The 18,385-nt window shown below is 69.5% G+C and carries 11 protein-coding genes; 5 read left to right on the forward strand and 6 right to left on the reverse strand.

Annotated elements, in window-relative coordinates; all coding sequences use genetic code 11:
• Nucleotides 1–246: 246 nt before the first annotated feature.
• The gene (locus tag OHB49_RS04435) at nucleotides 247–1,467 is read right to left on the reverse strand and encodes a carbohydrate-binding protein (protein WP_329158070.1); all 1,221 of its coding nucleotides are present in this window, start codon (nucleotides 1,465–1,467) and stop codon (nucleotides 247–249) included.
• A 614-nt stretch (nucleotides 1,468–2,081) separates the two neighbouring features.
• On the opposite strand from OHB49_RS04435, the gene OHB49_RS04440 reads away from it, so the two are divergent.
• Nucleotides 2,082–5,363, forward strand: a complete 3,282-nt coding sequence (locus OHB49_RS04440) for a GH92 family glycosyl hydrolase (RefSeq protein WP_329158072.1) — start codon at nucleotides 2,082–2,084, stop codon at nucleotides 5,361–5,363.
• Between the two features lie 133 nt (nucleotides 5,364–5,496).
• Here OHB49_RS04440 and OHB49_RS04445 read toward each other — a convergent pair whose 3' ends face one another.
• The 3 genes from OHB49_RS04445 to OHB49_RS04455 form a co-directional block, all read right to left on the reverse strand.
• Entirely contained in the window at nucleotides 5,497–6,009 is a 513-nt protein-coding gene (locus tag OHB49_RS04445; protein WP_329158074.1) for a DinB family protein, read from the reverse strand.
• 137 nt (nucleotides 6,010–6,146) lie between these two features.
• Nucleotides 6,147–10,739 carry a cation-translocating P-type ATPase gene (locus OHB49_RS04450; protein WP_329158076.1) on the reverse strand — a complete coding sequence of 1,531 codons (4,593 nt, stop codon included), beginning with the start codon at nucleotides 10,737–10,739 and terminating at the stop codon, nucleotides 6,147–6,149.
• A gap of 98 nt (nucleotides 10,740–10,837) precedes the next feature.
• The gene (locus OHB49_RS04455; protein ID WP_329158077.1) at nucleotides 10,838–11,428 is read right to left on the reverse strand and encodes a hypothetical protein; all 591 of its coding nucleotides are present in this window, start codon (nucleotides 11,426–11,428) and stop codon (nucleotides 10,838–10,840) included.
• A 478-nt stretch (nucleotides 11,429–11,906) separates the two neighbouring features.
• On the opposite strand from OHB49_RS04455, the gene OHB49_RS04460 reads away from it, so the two are divergent.
• Together OHB49_RS04460 and OHB49_RS04465 are read left to right on the forward strand one after the other, a co-directional pair.
• On the forward strand, nucleotides 11,907–12,254 hold the full coding sequence (locus tag OHB49_RS04460; protein WP_329158078.1) for a hypothetical protein: 348 nt from the start codon (nucleotides 11,907–11,909) through the stop codon (nucleotides 12,252–12,254).
• 1,339 nt (nucleotides 12,255–13,593) lie between these two features.
• Nucleotides 13,594–15,123 (forward strand): SulP family inorganic anion transporter, encoded by a 1,530-nt coding sequence (locus OHB49_RS04465; protein WP_329158080.1) that lies wholly within the window; start codon nucleotides 13,594–13,596, stop codon nucleotides 15,121–15,123.
• A gap of 111 nt (nucleotides 15,124–15,234) precedes the next feature.
• On the opposite strand, the gene OHB49_RS04470 is transcribed toward OHB49_RS04465, so the two are convergent.
• Entirely contained in the window at nucleotides 15,235–15,531 is a 297-nt protein-coding gene (locus OHB49_RS04470; protein ID WP_329158082.1) for a hypothetical protein, read from the reverse strand.
• A gap of 480 nt (nucleotides 15,532–16,011) precedes the next feature.
• Between OHB49_RS04470 and OHB49_RS04475 the strand changes: the two genes are divergently transcribed.
• Complete coding sequence (locus OHB49_RS04475; RefSeq protein WP_329158084.1) at nucleotides 16,012–16,644, forward strand: class I SAM-dependent methyltransferase; 633 nt, start codon at nucleotides 16,012–16,014, stop codon at nucleotides 16,642–16,644.
• A gap of 351 nt (nucleotides 16,645–16,995) precedes the next feature.
• Nucleotides 16,996–17,436: a subtilase-type protease inhibitor gene (locus OHB49_RS04480; protein WP_329158085.1), complete on the forward strand. Its 441-nt coding sequence runs from the start codon at nucleotides 16,996–16,998 to the stop codon at nucleotides 17,434–17,436.
• 241 nt (nucleotides 17,437–17,677) lie between these two features.
• Here OHB49_RS04480 and OHB49_RS04485 read toward each other — a convergent pair whose 3' ends face one another.
• Nucleotides 17,678–18,295, reverse strand: coding sequence for a hypothetical protein (locus OHB49_RS04485; protein ID WP_329158088.1), 618 nt, complete (start codon nucleotides 18,293–18,295; stop codon nucleotides 17,678–17,680).
• Nucleotides 18,296–18,385: the final 90 nt, after the last annotated feature.

The raw sequence follows: 18,385 nt of genomic DNA on the forward strand, positions 1-18,385 counted from the left end.
GAAAAACGAGTCACAGCCCGTCAGATCGCGGCGGTCACGTCCTCCGCCATCGGGACAACCGCCGAGCGGCCATCCACAAGTCTTGACAATTACTCACGGCCACCCGGAGGGCCTCATACGACGACCATAGGCGCGCCCGTGCCGGCCCGCCCGAGGCGAGCGTCCGGACGGGTGGGCCGTCCTCGCGGCCCGGCGGTCGGCCCTGACCGGCGCGCGTGCGCCGGTCCGGGCCGGACGGATGTCAGTTCAGCAGGCGCCGAGGTCCTGCCAGACTCCCCATTCGCCCGTGGTGCCGGGCGTCTCGTTCTGTGTCCACCACTTGGCCTTCCACATGTGGCCCCCGTACGAGACGGTGTTGTCGGCCGTGTAGACGGCGCTGCTGCTCCATGCGGCCGCGGTGCAACTGCCGCCCGGAGGGGGCGTGGTCGGAGGGGTGGTCGTAGGCGGGGTGACTCCGGCGAACTTCACCGAGTACTTCGCGAAGTCCCAGTCCGACTGGGCCACGCTGCTGCACGTGCCGGAGGTCTGGCCGTTGTTGTCGGGCGGATTGCACTGGCGGTCGCGGTTGAGGGACCAGAAGGTGAAGCGGTCCATGTGGTGGCTGGTGGCGTAGTCCAGCACGGTCTGGAAGTCGGCCTGGCTGAAGTACTCCCCGGTGTCGCTGCGGCCGTTCATGCCGGAGAAGCCTTCGTGCGCGTACGCAGTCGCCGCGTCCCAGCCGAAGGTGGACTGCAGGATGGAGTTGAAGTTCGTCAGGGCGCTCGTCTGTGCGGCCGACCCGTTGAACCCACCGTCGAAGGGCATGATGGAGAAGTTGTTCGGCGTGAAGCCTTGCGACTTGGCCTCGTTGAGCATTTGCTTGCCGAACCAGCCGGTGCCGTCGGCAGTTCCCGCGGTGGTGACCGAGACATAGAGGCCCGGGTTGTTCTGCTGGAGAATCTTGGCTGCGCCGATCTCGTGGGCGATGGCGGTCGCGTTCTCGTACTCCGGCTCCTCCAGGTCGAAGTCGATGGCCTTCAGCTGGTACTTGGTGATGACCTGTTGGTAGGCGGCCGCGGTGGACGCCGCGTCGGAGCAGGTCTGGCCGAGTTTCGTACCCCCGTACCCGCCGATGGAGACCGACACGTCACCGCCCTTGGCGCGGATCGCGCCGATGACGGATGCCACCGCGGTGTCCGACGATACCGGCGACGTACCGTCCCACGTCGGGCTGCATCCGCCCCCGTTGGGAGCGAGGATGAAGGCGAGCTGGAACGCCTTGAGGCCGGTGGCGTCCATGATGGCGCCCGCGTCCGGCGGGTTGTTGTCGTGCGGCATCAGATAGGGCGCGGCGGCGTACCACCGGTTACTCAGCGCGGTGGCGTCGGTGGACGCACCCGAGGCCTGCTGCGCTGCGAATGCACCGAGTCCTGCGGTGGCCAGCGCGGCGGTGGCAGCACCACAGAGCAGAGCGCGAAGACGCTTCATGGGGACTCCTGTTGGGAGAAGGTGCCGCCAGAATCGAGGGTTGACGCAGGCACGTCAATGAGTTGGCCTAGACCATTGCGGTTTCTTGAAGATTGAGGCACCGGGGAGGCGGACGGCAAGGGTGCGGCCGACAGAGTGGCCGGCCTGGCCATGGTGTTCACGCCGGTCGAGTTGGCGCAGACTCGCAGGCGAGCGGCGAGTGCACCCCCATCTCACCGCCTCGTCCGCAGCGCAGCCCGCTTCGAACGCGGACACCTCGTCAAACACCCCAAGGCCCGCGCCGCCTGGCCCGAACGTTGGAAGGCTTGTCTCATTGACGCCCACAGCCTTCCTCGATGACATGTGGGGACAGACACGCTCCGGCGACGACGGCTCATGCCCGGCCGGTCCGGACGGCCGGAGTTCGGTAATCCTTGACACCCCGGAGCGGCAGGAGGAGCATCCTCACGTCGCTGACAACGTTGTCGGAGCGGCGCCGTTCCGGAGTGGTCACGGCGCCCGCTCCCACCGCGTTGACCGTCCGTCACACATGAAGGGCAGGAACGGTGTCAGACACGCACAACCGTCGGACGCACACCGGGCTCCGAGCTATCAGCTCCGTCGCGGTGACCGCCATGGCCACGCTGGGTATGGCTGCCACAGTCGGCCCCGCCGCGGCGGCTTCCCCGCACGGCACCGTCAAGGATCCGGTGTCGTACGTCAACCCGCTGATCGGCACGTCCAATGCGGGCAACACATACCCGGGTGCCGTGCAGCCGTTCGGCATGCTGGCCTGGAGCCCACAGAACTCGAAGGGCAAGCAGGTCTCGACACCCGCTCCCGGTGGCTACCAGTACGACGCGACGAAGGTACGCGGCTTCAGCCTCACCCATCTCAACGGCGTCGGATGCTCCGGTGCGAACGGTGACATCCCGATCATGCCGTACGTGGGTGACGTCGACTCCTCGCCCAGCACGGACGTCACCGACGCGAAGTACGCCAGCACCTTCTCGCACGCCGACGAGACCGCCTCGGTCGGCTACTACAAGGTCGGCCTGGCCAGTGGCGCCTCCGCGGCGCTCACCACGACCGCCCGGACCGGCTCGGGACAGTTCGGCTTCCCGGCGGACAAGCCCGCCAGCATGCTCTTCCGCACCTCCAATTCGGAGACTGGCAGCACGGGCGCCGCCGTGAAGATCAACACGGCCGACCGGACCGTGACGGGCTCCGTCACCGCGGGCAACTTCTGCGGTCCGCAGAGTGCGAACAACCGCAAGGACCTCTACACGCTGTACTTCACCGCCCACTTCGACAAGGGGTTCGCGAAGGTCGGCACCTGGACGGACGGTACGGTCGAGCCCAACTCCACCTCGGCCTCCGGCGGTACGGGGTACAGCTCGTCCGGGCAGGCCGTGGAGGGCAAGGGCTCCGGCGCATACATCACCTTCGCCGACGGAACCACCAAGGTCCAGGCCAAGGTAGCCATCTCCTATGTCAGCCCACAGAACGCCGAGGCCAACCTCCGCGCGGAGAACGGGCCCCACAAGAGCTTCGACTCCGTCAGGACGCAGGCCGCCAAGGTCTGGAACAGCACGCTGAAGTCGGTCGAGGTGGGTGGCGGCACCGACGCCCAGCGCTCCACCTTCTACACCGCGCTCTACCACTCCATGCTGGAACCCACCCTGACCAGCGACGTGGACGGCCGCTATCTAGGCGCCGACCGCAAGCCGCACCGGCTCGCCAAGGGGCAGAAGGCGCAGTACGGCACCTTCTCCGGATGGGACCAGTACCGTGCGCAGGTGCAGCTGATGACGCTGCTCAACCCGAGGGCGGGCAGCGACTATGCGCAGTCCCTCTACAACTACGCGAGTCAGCGCGGCGGCGAGTGGGACCGCTGGCTGCTGGAGAACGGCAAGACGAGCGTGATGTCGGGAGACCCCTCGGACGCGGCCCTCGCCGGCATCTACGCCTTCGGCGGCCATGACTTCGACGTCCAGGGCGCCCTGAAGTCGCTGGTCGAGGCAGCGACCGTGCCGACGGCGAACGACTCGGACAGTTCGGGCTGCAACGTCGAGTGCGTGGGCCAGCGGCCCGCACTCGACAAGTATCTGGAGCTCGGGTACGTACCGGCTGACAACTGCCACTGCTGGGGAGGCGCGGCCGAGACTCTGGAGGACGCGGCGGCCGACTACGGCCTGTCCGAGCTGTCCCGGCAGACCGGGAAGACCGCCGACGCGAAGAAGTTCCTGGACCGCTCGGGGAACTGGACGAACGTCTTCGATGCCAACGCCACTCCGCAGGGCGGCTACATCCGCGACCGCAAGGCCGACGGCACCTGGGCGGGCACCTTCACGCCGGGCACCGGCAGCGGATTCGTCGAGGGGTCCAGCGCCCGGTACACCTGGATGGTGTACTCGGACGTGGCGGGCCTCGCCAGTGCCATGGGCGGCAACGACCAGGCACTGAAGCGACTCGATGCCTTCTTCCGGACACCGGACGGGAAGTTCGACTTCTCGGCGCAGGACGCCACGCGTTACGACGCTACCAACGAGCCGGACATAAACGCCCCTTACCTGTATGACTACTTGGGGGCTCCGTACAAGACGCAGGAGACTGTCCGCGCGGAGATGGATCAGCTGTGGACCGACACCCCGGGCGGCATCCCCGGTAACGACGACGCGGGAACCATGTCGTCCTGGTACGTCTTCTCGGCGCTCGGCATGTACCCGCAGAACCCGAGCCGCGCCGATCTGATCCTCTCCGCTCCGCTGTTCCCGCACGCGGTGGTGCACACCGGACACGGGAAGACGATCACGATCAACGCGCCTGCCGCATCGTCGGAGAACAAGTACATCCACGGCCTGAAGGTCGATGGCAGGACGTCCGGCAAGCCGTGGGTTCCCGCCTCGCTCGTCACCCGTGGCGGCACACTCGACTACGCCCTCGGGGCGACCGCGGACACCTCCTGGGGAAGCGCGGCGGCAGACGCCCCGCCGTCCTTCCCCGGCGGCGGCGTGAAGTACTTCACCGGCGCCACGCCGGAGAGGCTCAAGGTCGAGCCCGGATCGGGAAGCGCGGAGACGACCGTCAAGGTACAGACACTGGAGGCAAAGGCCACCGAAGTCCACTGGACGGCGAAGCCGCCGGCCGGTGTCACGGTCACACCCACGGAGGGCGACTTCACGGTCCCGGCACGCGGTTCGGCGAGCGCGAAGCTCACCGTATCGGCCGCGGCGGACACGGCCGAGGGCCACTACACGGTCCCGGTCACGCTGCGGTCGTCCGCCGGCAATGAGCTCCCGAAGACGTCGGCCGCGGTGACCGTCGCCGAGAAGAACAGCATGCTGTGGAACCGCAACAGCACCGGAATCTCCACCGACGACGACGATCCGCGGGCCAACTTCGACGGTGAGGGCTGGAGTTACTCGGCCAAGGCACTCGCCGCGGCGGGCGTGACGCCCGGCGGGACGGTCTCGTCCGGCGGCTTCGACTTCGACTGGCCCAAGGTGGTCGCGGGCGACCCGGACAACATCGAGGTCGTGGGAGCCGGCCCGCAGGTGCTGAACGTCCCGTCGGCGCCGGCGGACACGAAGCTCAGCCTGCTGGGCAGTGCGGCCGAGGGCTCGGCCAGCGGTCAGGTGACGCTGACGTACACCGACGGCACCACGCAGCAGGCCGAGATCGGCTTCAGCGACTGGACGCTGGGCGGCGGCACACAGAATCCGTCGTTCGGCAACACGGTCGCGGTCCACACCACGTACCGCGATGTCCAGGGCGGCGGTAAGGACCCGGTGGGTACCGAGATCTTCGCCACCGCCCCGATCACGCTCCAGGCGGGTAAGCAACTGGCGAGCGTGACCCTGCCGTCCGCCACGGACGGCGGCGTGATCCACGTCTTCGCGGTGGCCACCGCCTGACACACATGATCGGAACGGGCCGTCGCGGCAAGGACACCGTCCTTGCCGCGACGGCCCGTTTCCCGTTCGGCACCGGGTCTGCCTGTGAGGCTGCAATCGGGGAGTGGGCCAAGCGGTCGTCCCGCTCCGGAGATCAGACGCCGGTGGCGCCGTCGATCCGCTCGCGGATGAAGTCGGCGTGCCCGTTGTGCCGGGCGTATTCGGCGGTCATGTGCGTGTAGATCCACCGCAGGCTCACCTCGCCGCCCATGAACGGGCTGGTGTCCTCCAGCCCCCGAGTGGCGCAGTTGGCGCGGGCGCGGGCGATCTCTCCCTGCCAGGTGGCCCGGGCCGTCTCGAAAGAGATGTTGTCGGAGAGACCGAATCCGTCGTCGCGGCCGGCCGGGTCGGCCCGCGGACTGTGGATGGCCGGTACGTCCTCGCCCGTCAGCACGCGGCGGAACCAGTTCCGTTCGACCTCGGCCATGTGCTGGACGAGCCCCAGCAGCGTCAGCGGCGAAGGAGGCACGGAGGCGGTCCGTACCTGCTCCTCGGTGAGGCCGTCGCACTTCATGGCCAAGGTGGTCCGGTAGAAGTCGAGCCAACTCTCCAGATTCGTACGCTCGTCGGCGTTCAGGGGCGGCATCGGCCGTTCAGTGGTCGTCATGATCGCAGATCATGTCAGCGGGGTCTGACATCGCCTCCCCGCCCATGCAGTGAGTGCTCACGAACACGTGCGGAGCAGCACCGATACGTGGACATCACGAGGCGGCCTGCGGGCGCAGTGTCGCCGCGCGCAGGGCGTCAGTGGACGAGCCGGACCACGGGACGCAGTCGTGCGGTGAGGTCGCCCAGCATCTGTTCCGCCTGTGGCAGAACGTGAGGACCGAGGGAGGCGGTGCCGATGGCGACGGCCACTCCGGCCCAGGCCAGTGGGCCCAGTGGCGTGCACCCGAAGAAGTGGCTGACGACGGGTGTCTGGACGAGGGCGATGAGTACGGCGGCGGTGCCGAGGACCGTGGCCAGGACCAGCGGGCTGTGGCGGCGTCCGACGACGGTCTGCGTGAGTTGGGCGCCGACCACACCGCACAGGGCCATGGTGCTGGTGCGCCGGGCCGACCCGGGGGTGAGGGTGCCGATGAGCCATGCGGTGGCCGCGCCGATACCGGTGATCAGGCCACGATGGCGAATCTGGCGTGTCAGCGGTTGTCCGAGGACGGCGAGGCCCACGGGTACGGTGTCGGCTGCGGCGGGCTCACCGGCGGGATCCGGGTCGTGGGGGGTGACCGCGACCGCCATCGCCGGGAACATGTCGGTGAGCAGGTTGACCAGCAGCAGCTGACGTGTCGACAGCGGCGACGTGCCGGACAGCAATGTGCCCAGTACGGAGAAGCCGACCTCGCCGGCGTTCCCGCCGAGCAGGATGCTGATCGCGTCGGCCACGCTGCGCCAAAGGGCTCGGCCTTCGCCGATGGCGTCGATGAGGACCGACAGTTCGTCGTTCGTGATCACGAGGTCTGCGGCGTTGCGTGCGGCAGCCGATCCGCGCGCGGCGATACCGACCCCGACATCGGCGGCGCGGATCGCGGCGGCGTCGTTGGCGCCGTCCCCGACCATGCCCACGACACAACCCGCTTCCCGGAGTGCCTCGACGACCTGGAGCTTCTGCTCGGGTGCGACGCGGGCAACGACGCCGCAGTCCCTGAGCAGGCGGGCCCGTCCCACCCTGTCCAATGAAGCCAACTCATTACCGGTGACGACCGTGACATCCTCCGGCCAGCCCAGGGCGATGGCCACGGAGCGGGCGGTCTGCGGGTGGTCGCCGGTGAGCATGACGGGGCGCACACCGACCTCTCCGAGACCGGCCACGAGCGGAGCGGAGCTGGGGCGGGGGGTGTCGGCCAGTGCCACGAACCCGATGAGCTCAAGCAGCTCAAGGGGCTTGTCGAGCGCTTCCCTCGCCTCGTCGTCCGTCGCGAGACGGCGCTGCGCGACGGCCAGGAGCCGCAGGCCCTGGCCGGCGAGGGAGTGTGCCTCTTCGACGGCTCCCGGATCCGTATCCGGGCAGCAGGGCAGCACGACTTCCGGCGCGCCCTTGACGACCAGCATGTTCGAGCCGTCCGCGTCTCTTCCGGTGGCGGCGGCGTATCCCCGACTCGCCTCGAAGGGCTGGGCCTGTACGATCGTCCACCCTGTCTCGGGCGGGGCTGCTGCCAGGACCGCCTCGTCCGTGGCATGGGCGTGGGCGCCCGGCTGCTCGGCGACGCGGGGGCAGGCCCGGGCGGCAATGCGGAGAATCCGTTTCGTCTCGACGGCGTCGGCCGGCTGGTCGGCGCCTGTGCCGCTGATCAGGCGGACGACCCGCAGCCGGTTCTCGGTGAGGGTCCCGGTCTTGTCGAAGCACATGGTGTCGACGCGTCCGAGTGCCTCCAGGCTGCGTGGTGTGCGTACCAGGACGCCGAGCTTGCTCAGCCGCCGTGCCGCGGCCATCTGCGCGACGGTCGCCACCAGAGGCATGCCCTCGGGCACGGCGGCCACTGCGACTGCCAGTCCACCGCGGAGGGCTGTGCGCACCGGACGGCCGCGCAACAGGGACAGGCCGACCACCGCGGCGCCACCGGCGAGGGTGAGGGGCAGCACCCGGCGGGTCAGCCGGTGCAGTCGTGCCTGAACCCCCGCCGACGTGGGGACCCGGGCGGCGAGGGACGCCGCGCGGCCGGCTTCGGTCTGGTCGCCCGTTGCCACCACCACTGCCCGGGCGTGGCCGGCCACCACCGTGGTCCCTTCGAAGACCATGCAACTGCGGTCGGCGACCGGCGCCTGTGGTACGGCGGCCACTTGTTTACGGGTGGGCAGTGACTCGCCCGTCAGGGACGACTCGTCCACCTCGAAGCCACTGACCTCCAGCAGCCGCGCGTCGGCCGGCACCACATCGTTGGTGCGCAGCTCGATCACCTCGCCGGGCGCCAGTTGCGCGGCCTCGACGACGGATGCTTCTTCTGCTGACGGGTGAGCGAGTCGCCGGGCGTTCTGCCGCTGCCCGGTCACCAGTGCGGACAGCGCCCGCTCCGCGCGCAATCGCTGTACCCCGCCCACCAAGGCGTTCACCGCCACGGCGGTGATGACCAGGAACGCGTCCACCGCGGAGCCCAGCAGTGCCTGCGCGGTGGCACCGACCACCAGAACGGGGGTGAACGGGTCGTCCAGTTCGGCCCACACGGCGCCGGCCAGACGTGCGCTCACCCGTGCAGGCGCGAGGGCCGGGTGCGTGGCGGCGGCGCCCGCGACGTGGCCGACCCGGGTCCATGCCACGGTCAGGGCGGTGGGCGCAGTGCATGACGCCTTCGCCAGCCGGGCCATGACCTGCTCGGGCTGCAGGGCGTGCCAGGGCACCCTCGGCGTCGGGTGGGGGGTCGTTCCGGCGGCGACACCGAGTGCGGCGCACCAGCCCATGAGCAGGGCCGCGGCAGTGGCGATATTGACGGGGCTGAGCCGCACTTCGAGGGGGAAGGGAACCCGCTGCGACCGAGCCCCCTGGGTGAGTACCAGGAGCTCGGAGAGCGTGGCGCCCGCCTCGGCGCAGAACTTCGCGCGCCGGCTGACCGCCCGCGCTGCGGGGACGGCTGACAGCAGCCGCCATACGCCCTCCAGTCCGCGCAGGGGAAGAAGGTCGGCGCCCCAGACGACAGCGCTGCGCTCGTCGGTGACCGCGACGGCGATGTCACTGCGGAGCAGTCCGTCGAGTACGTCGTGAGCGGCGGCAGTCAACTCCCGTTCAGCTGCTGCCCGGTCGTGCGGGACGCGCGCCACCGTGAGAACCGTTCGGCCCTCGTTCTGCAGGGCAGCCACCACCTCGGCCAACGGGATCTCGGCAGAAGCGAGTTGGTCGGCCATGGTACCGAACTCGCCGAGCGAGCAGTCGTCCACCACGACGACATGCAGACCGGCTCGGCGCGCTGCGTTCAGCGCGGCTTCGGCCATGGGGTCGACCTCCCAGCCGACCAGAACGGTGCCGACGTCCTTGCCCCGTACCGACGCGATCATCAGTCCCGCATCCGGTGCCGTCCCATCGGGCACCGGGCGAAGGCCGATGCCCGGCTCCTCGGACGGCATTGTCGCGTCCTCGGGCGCGCTGAGGGTTGCGGTGGCTTCCTGCCACAACCGGTGGTGATCCCAGCCGGTCGTGCTGGGGTGGACCTCGAGCACGGTGCGCCGAGTGCTGCGCAGTGCTGCGGGGTGCAGGACCACGGTGTCCACGAGCTCCAGTTGGCGCAGCCGCTCGGGGTCGCGGACCAGTACGTCCTCGCGTGCCAGGGCGCTGCCGAGAGCCGCGGTGAAGGCCGCCGGGCCGTAGCGTGCGGCCTTGGGCGAACCGGCCAGTACGGTCTCGGCGGCCTCGTCCATGCTGCGGGTGAAGAGGAGCTTGGTGGCGGCGCCGCCCAGCATCCCGTTGACCGCGGCAGCGGCATATTGCTCGCCCGGGCTGGGACGCAGCGGCGGACGCAGGACGTCGCCGTCGGCCACAGTCAGCCGGTCCGGGGCGCACAGCGTGTCGTGCACGGCGTCGAACGTCGCGAGCTGGGCCAGGGATTCCACCAACTGGGCACTCCGCAGTGCCGCGTCGAGCAGCAGCGGACTCGGCGACTGCCCGATCCCGCAGACGACCGCATGGGCCGCGGCCAGTACCAGATCGGATGCGTCCGGGCCCAGCGCACGGCTCAGCACCGCGCGTACCCGCGAGTCCTCTCGCATCACGACGACCGCGGCCACCATGGCCTCCGGCGCGCGCTTCAGAAAGGCCGCCCGGCCCACTAGTGCTACGCCGATGCCCGCCGCGTCGCACGCCAGGGCGACAGCGTTGGCGCGCACGCCCCCGGCGGCGCCCGGGTGCACGTGCTCCAGCGTCTGATCGCAGACGTGCACAAGCCCGTGTTCGGCGGCCAGTTCGGACACCTCGTCCGCCACCTGCTCGCCGACCGCGTCCTCGGTGGTCTGCACGACCAGCCGCCCCAGGCCGCCGTCCCAGTAGGCGATCAGCACGTCCGGGTGCTCGGCCAGCTCGAGGGCCACCTTTCTGGCGGTGGCCTCCAGTCGTTCCACGGTCCGAACGGGCGCGTCCGGATGGGGCTGCAGTGCGAGGTGCATCCGTGATCCGGCGCGCCAGTAACCGACCTGAGGAGTGATCGCGTTGCGGGCGACCCTGCCGACCCGCAGCGCGGTCGCCGACACCGCCGCCGCCCCGTCCGCCGCGCCGCGCGCACCGGCGTTCACGAGCTCAGCGGCCATCCGCGCCGCATCGGCGGTCGGTGTGGCGATCCGGCGTGTGGCCACGGCCGGCACGGCCAGGGCGGTCTGGAGGGCCACGGCGGGCAGCCCGGTCAGGAAGCGGAGCAGCATGTCTCACCTTCGCGGGCTAGCCGCACGGGGCCAGGAGCGGAACGGTCCGTGACAGGCGCCGGGCACGGAACGGTCGTAGCAACGGATGGGAGGCGGCCTCAGGGCTTCTTCCGCCCACCAGCCTTGGCGCGCGAGGTGCCGGAGGCGCTCGTGGCGGCGCGCTTGGACGAGCGGGCCTTCGCCGTCCCGGAGGCGGTCGATGCCTTGGCCGGGCGGGTCTTCGCCGTTCCCGACGCGGTCGATGCCTTGGCCGGGCGGGTCTTGGCCTTTCCCGTGGTGGCCGATGCCTTTTTGGCCGGGCGGGTCTTCGCCGCCCTCGTGGTGGTCTGCGCCTTGGCCGACCGGGCGGCCTGCTTCGCCTGCGGACCTTCCGTCCCGGCCCCTGCGGCATCCGTCGGACGCGGCTGCGTGAGCCACACCACCGCGGCGCCCGTCACGGCCACCGGCCACTCGACCACACCGGCTACACCGAGCAGCCCGGCACCGGTGTACGCCGCGACACGTCGAGCATGCGGCGAGACAATCCCGACGGAGTCCAGAACACCGTCGACGATCCCCTTGACCCGATCCGCGCCGGGTACCCTGTCCACCGCTGTCATCACCCTCCGCACGGGGTGCGCCAGTGCCTCCTGGACGGGATGCATCACCTTCGTGTCGCCTGAGCCAGACACATGGGAACTGTCAGTCATGGTCGCTCTCTCTCCGTCGGGCAGGTGAGACGGACGGCCCGCGGCCGTGACGTCTCTCACCTTTCAGCAACCTTGACAAGATCACGCAACTCCGGCAAGCCTGGACATATCTACTTACCGCCAAGTGAGGTAACAGGCGGTGGACGCCTCAACGCCAAGGGCCCTCCCGGCTGCGACCAGTCCGAGAAGACCAGCCGCCCGGTCCCGCCAGCGGGTCGCCGCGGATCGCTGACCGACACCCACGTGTGTCCTGGCCGCGAGGAGTTGAGGGCATGAGCGCCCATCCCGGCCCAGAGCCGACTTCCCGAAGGTTCGCCTACCGGCACCGGCACCGTCACCGCCGGACCGCGGCCTCCGCGTTCGTCGACTGACCCGCCTCACCCTGCACTCCGCCTGATCACCGGGCCGTTCGACGTGCTCAGTGGCAGCCCGATGTGTTCCGCAGGCGTCAGCCCCCTACCTCCAGTGGAGGCCGTTCATGCGCATCGAACTGACCTGGCCGCGCTCCGGCACCGAAGACCGGACCCTGACCCTCGCCCTCCCCGACCTTCCCGCCACCGGCCTGCTCCGCCCAGCCCTGCGGTACACGAGCCGGCTGTGCACTCCCGCCGCCCTCCGGCGCGCGGTCACATGCGCGGAGCCCTTCATCGGAGCCGCAGCCCACGCCGCCGGCGCGGACGCAGTCACCCGGGCCGCCCTGCCGTACGCCATCCGGTTCACCCGGCAAGCACTCGACAGCGGCACACCCGGCGCCATCCCGGGCCGGACAGCGCGAGCCATCCCCTCTCAATCGCACTCGCCGACTCCCCCACCGCCTGCGCTCTGAGCGTCGCACCGGGAATTCAGCCCCCTGCGCAAGGGCGCGATCATCGACGCACCCTGGCCCCACATGGAGCCTCTTCGCTCAACTGCAGGTGACTACCGTGGCGAAACCGTCGGACGGACGCGGACGCCGGCATTCGTGGTGAGCACAGTCTCCGCAACGGGAACCCTGCCGTCCGCACCGGACTGACACCCCGGCGGAACTTATATCGAACTCACGTTCGATGTATGGGTGACGCGGGTGAACCTGTCACTCGTGCGGAGGGGTCGGACTGCCACAGCCTCCTCGTCGATGTTCCCTGGTATCAGGCAGCACGGGAGGACTCGACATGGCGCCCATCAGCGGCGGTGCACGACAGCGGGCGGTACGCCGTGCCGCGTCTACAGTCCTGCTGATCGCGTTGATGACGTTGGTGCACGCAGTGTTCACCCCCGCCCCGGTGCCCTTCTCCAAGCTCGGCCTCGATCACAGCAGCCGTACCCTTCACGCAGGTCCGACGGTCGGCGCCGCCGTCATCGACCCGGCATCCTCGGAGCTGTCCTGCCCATCGGCTCCCAGCGGCCGCAGCGACGACCACAGGTGGCGGTCCGGCACAACCTCGATCGGCAAGCCGCGCCACACCCCGTCCGCAGCTACCGCGGTGGCGACCGATCCCACCTTCGGCACAGAGCCCACAGCAACTGGGCGCCGTGCGTGCGCGCCGGCGCCTGTAGGCGGAGCCGGCTCGGCCGCTTCTCCAACAGGTCTCGTGCTGCGCTGCTGACCGGCTCCGGCCGCACATCTCTCGTACACATCGCGCTCTGCCACGAGCGGCACTCGAGGTGCGGCCCGCCGTCGTCAACATCTACGTCACGTGACCCCGCAGGAGAACCCGTCATGCCCGCAGATGTCTTCGCGGCCGTGAGCGCACTGGTGCGTGCCGAAGCGGCTCGCCAGCCCGCCCCGCGCTCCGCGGCGCCGTTGTCGCCGGACAGTTCACATTCACTGACGGCCTCGGAACGACAACAGAGTTCCTGTGCCCCGAGCCCGACAAAGCCGCAGCCGAATCCCGCGTCCGCTCCGCCTCGGGTCGGCCTGCTGTCCGACCTGCAGCGTCGGCTCCAGGCATTGCTCCACTGACGCCAGGTCAGTCAGCTCGAGCGCAACCCCCGTGGACCCGACCGTCATCCATATTTCGCATGCCCGTGCAGGAGAGACAAGCTGACATGCAGTCATTCAACAACCGTGCCCGCAGCTGCCACCGAAGCGTTGCCGCCCCAGGCCCCGTCCCTCACAGATGCGAGGTGATCGACGTCGGCTCCGTGCTCGCCCACCGGCGGGCCGCTGGCACCGTCCGCGCACTGTGAAGGGCATCGTCCACGGCCCTCGCGGTGGCCGACGGCAGGGGAAGGCCCTCCGGCGCGGCAAGGAGGGTGCGTTCGGGGCCAGGGGAAGAGACGACTTCGCCGCATCTCTGGTGGTGTTCCTGGTGGCGCTCCCGCTGTGCGTGGGGGTGGCTGTCGCCTCCGGCGTTCCCGCTGAGCTGGGTCTGGTCACGGGAATCGTCGGAGGGCTGGTGACCGGACTGCTGCCGGGGAGCAGTCTCCAGGTCAGCGGCCCGGCGGCCGGCCTGACGGTGCTGGTCTACGAAGCCGTGACGACTCACGGCCTCGCCGGCCTCGGTGTCCTCGTCCTCGCCGCCGGCCTGCTTCAGCTCCTCATGGGCGTACTCCGGCTGGGCCGCTGGTTCCGGGCCATCTCTGTGGCCGTCGTCCAGGGCATGCTCGCCGGCATCGGACTCCTGCTCATTGCGGGCCAGTTGTACGTCATGGCCGACCGCGAGGCGCCGGATACCGGGCCTTCCAAGATCGCCGGTATGCCAGGTCTGCTGGCCGACGTGTTCGGTTCCGCCCAGTCGATGGTGGCCCTCGGGCTGGGCCTCGGGACGATCGCTGTCCTGGTCGGGTGGAAGCACCTCCCTCCATCGATGCGGCTCGTGCCCGCTCCGTTGGTCGCCGTCGCTGTCGCCTCCGGTATCGCCGCGATCTGCGACACGCCTGTCGCGACGGTCGAGGTACAGGGGCTGCTGGACGCCATCCAGCCACCGAGCGCGGACGCATTCGGACTGTTGACTCAACTCGGCGTCCTCGGAACGGTGCTCGCGTTCGCCCTGATCGCATCGGCCGAAAGCCTGTTCAGCGCGGCGGCGGTGGACCGCCTTCACGCGGGACCACGCACGAACTACGACAAGGAACTCATCGCCCAGGGCGCCGGCAACGCGGTATGCGGTGCGCTCGGGTCGCTGCCCCTGACCGCGGTGATCGTCCGCAGCGCGGCCAATGTCCAGGCGGGCGCACGGAGCAAGGCGTCCAGAGTGCTGCACGGAGTATGGCTGTTGTTGTTCGCCGCGCTGCTGCCGTCGGCACTCGGTGTGATTCCGCTGTCCTGCCTCGCGGGCATCCTCGTCTACTCCGGCGCGAAGCTCGTCCCTGTCAAGGAGCTGATTGCGTTGTGGCGGGCGCACCGGGGTGAGGCAGTGATCGTGGTCGCCACGGCTGGGATGATCGTCGTGGCGAACATGTTCGAAGGCGTACTGATCGGTGTTGCGCTCTCCGTGGCGAAGTCGGCGTGGGACACCTCTCACCTTCAGGTCGATGTCGCCGACGGAGGAGTCGGCGTGATCCGCGCGCGGCTGACGGGCAATGCGACGTTCCTCCGGCTGCCGGCGATACTCGACGCCCTGGAGGCGCTGCCGAAGGACCGCCCGATCGAGCTCGACCTGTCGGGCCTGCGGCATCTGGACCATGCCTGCCTCACCGCCCTGACCACCTGGGCGGACAGGCACAACACCCCGGGCACCGCCCCGGTAAGGCTGGTTCCCGCGGAACCCTGACGGACACGACTCACCGTACGAACATCCGGGCGCCCCGCACCGGACGGTACGCACGCAAGCGACGGGTGTCCCCCCGAGACGTCAGGGGACACCCGTCTTGCGCACAACGTGTCAGTGGTCGTCCCAGTGCCCGTTATGGCCGCCGTGCCGGTGACCGTCGTGCACGTAGTCCACATGGTCTCCGTGCGGCACCGCGACATGCCCGCACCCGTCGCCATGCTGGTGCGCGTGGTCGCCGTGAGCGGTGTGCCCGCCCGGCTCACACTCGTCCACATGGCCGTCGTGAACGCGATGGAGGTGACCGTCGTGCACGTAATCCACGTGGTCCTCGTGCGGGATGGCGACGTGGCCGCAACCCTTACCGTGCTGATGCGTGTGGTCGGGATGGGGGGCATGTGCTGTGGTCATGACGTTCTCCGGTCGTTCCTCGGAAGCCGCCTGCGCGCATTCGGCTTGCGCCACTGGCTCGAACTTTCCCTCCAACGAGCACCGGTGCAGCTTGTCACCGTGGCGCGTCCGGTCGGGTGCGAAACGCGTCCGATGGGGTGACCGGAGTCTCGCAGAGCACGTCAGGACTTCACCGGCACTCGTCTTCGTCGGCTCCGCGACGGGGCTCCCCGCCTTCGGGCCCGGCATGGCTTTCCCCCTTTGTCAGCCATGATCCGAGGGGTGGTGTCACCGGGCCGGAAGGCACTGCCTCGCGATGGGCGCGTTCATCACCGCGGACGGGCCTGTGTGGGTTCGTGAGGTCGCTGACCACGACGCGGATACGGCCGGTCCCGCGAGGCATGCGTAGCGCAGGAAGGCTTCCGCGGGAAGGCGTTGAAGACCACTGTGAACAATGCAACGATTCCGCAGAGCCGGTCGGCACGGAAGGATTCAGTCGCGATGCATGATCGTAAGCGTCTCCCGGCCGCAGCGGCTTTCGACGCGCTGGGAACGGAGTACGAGCGGGCTTTTGCCGAGTCGGCAGCCCACCATGCCTCGCTGCAGCGCCTGCTGGAACTACTCGCGCCGCACAGCCGGGTATTGGACGTCGGCAGCGGGACAGGACGGCCGACCGCGCAGATCCTGGCCGAGGCCGGCCACGAGGTGCTGGGTGTCGACGTCTCGCCCGTCATGGTGGAACTCGCGCGACGACAGGTGCCCGACGCCTCGTTCGAGTGTGCCGACATCCGCCATGTCACCCTGGAGAACAGCAGTTTCGACGCCGCGTGTGTCTACTTCTCCCTTTTGCAGATGTCACGCAACGACCAGTCCGAGCTCGTCCGGCGGCTCGGGCGGGTGGTGACCCGCGGCGGCCTGCTGATGATGGCGACCGTACCGCTGGACGTGGAGGGCGTCGACGTCGAGTTCATGGGCCAGGACGTACAGGTGACCAGCTTCGCTGCTGCAGCGTTCACCGAGTTGGTGATCGAAGCGGGATTCTCACTCCTGTGGGAGGAGAACACCCTGTTCACCCCGTCGTACCCCGGCGGGGTGCCCGAGCCTCAGCTGTTTCTGCTCGGCCGACGGACCTGACAGCCCGTCCCAGGGGGCGACTCACCGCTACACCCCCTCTCGGCCCCCCGTGCGGAGCGCCGCGGCGCTGTCTCATGCGCTGCTTTCCGGCCGAAGCGTGAAGTTTCGCGTAAGAACCACCTCAGAAAAGCAGCAGGTCAGACTGTAGTTCGCGGTTGTACCACCGGATTTCGTCCACATGCTGGACACCTCGCACGGGTCCCGCGCACCGCTTCCGAGCTGGCCGAACGACCATTCGGTTGATGCGCCGTCGGCGAGCCGGGCCGGAAAGAGCTGATCGATGTGCACTCACTGTCTGCATGCACGAGACTCCCGAACGCAATCGCACCCCCAAGCGAAGGAGATTCACAAGTGCGCTACAACATTGGCAAATTCAGCATAATCGCTACGGCATCTGCACTGATCATGACGGGCATGGGCTCCGTGGGTGTCGCGCAGGCCCAGCCCGTGCAGTCGACCAGCCTCTACGCCCCGTCAGCCCTCGTGCTGTCGGTCGGCAAGAGCGAAGGCGCCGCTGTCACCGTCCAGCGGGCCGTCACCCTCAGCTGCGCCCCGCGCCCGAGCGGCACTCACCCCTCGCCCACTGCGGCGTGTGCGGAGCTGCTCGCGGTCGACGGGGAGTTCACCCAGCTGACCACGCCGCCTCAGCGAAGCTGCACGCGTGAGTGGGATCCCGTCGTCATCAACGCGAACGGTGTGTGGCAGGGCCGGAGCGTCTCCTGGTCGGCCACCTTCGGCAACGCCTGCGAGATGCAGGCGAGCCTGACCGAGGGATCGGTCTTCGGCTTCTGATCGACCCTCGGCGCATGCAATCGCACCCGATGCCCCGGCCCGACGGACGTGTGCCGACCGGCGCACGTGATCGGGGCGAGCGCATCCGTAGTTGAGCCACGCGGGACCCCGCCGGCGGGAAGCGTCCTTGTCCATTCCGTCGTGACGACGAGTGCGTCGTCACGACGGCAACTGCGGGCGGGGCATGTGCCGGCAGTCGCCGAACCTCACCCGCGTGAGCCGCCCCACGGCCGAAGACCGATCACGGCGGTGCCGCTGCCAGCTCCACCGTTGTCGTGACGCGTACGAGAGCCGGGCGGCGGGGTGCGGAACCGAACCCGAATTCCACGGGTGGATCGAGCGGTGCCAGCGCCCCGAGTCCGGCTCCGCCGAGCGCGGCGTCCGCAGCGAGAATGGGCCACAGGTCATGGGCTCCGTACCACTCCCGACGCCCCGGGACGGCAGTGCCCAGGGTGCGCACGCCAGGCATCAGCCGCGCAGGGATGTTGCACAGTGCCGCCCAGCGCCGGCTCCTGACCAGCGGGGTGGGCACGGCGCGCAGCAGCCACCCCAGCGGGGTCCGGGAGCCGGTACTCAAGTGCAGACTCAGCGGGCCGGCCTGAACGCTCCACTCGGATCCGCCCCGCCGGACCGTGACGGGAACGACCTCGACGCACTCGAAGCGGTAGGTGGTGGCGACGAAGTCAGCGACGGCAGCGGACGGCGCCAGCAGCAACCGCTCGCCGTTTGGGTGTTGGATCATCACATCGCTGAACGGCCCGAAGGGTGAACGGGTCCAGTGCCCCACCACCAGCCGAGTTCCGGAGGTCGTCCCCACGCCGGCGATCCAGCCGTCGAATCGCAACCGCTCACCTTTCACACCGCACAGCTTCTCCCACCATCGAGGGAATGCGGCCGATGTCGGCGGCGAGGGCGAAACGTGTACCTTCCGCCCGGTCTACCGGGTCGC

This window comes from Streptomyces sp. NBC_01717 (genome assembly GCF_036248255.1).
GTDB lineage: Bacteria > Actinomycetota > Actinomycetes > Streptomycetales > Streptomycetaceae > Streptomyces.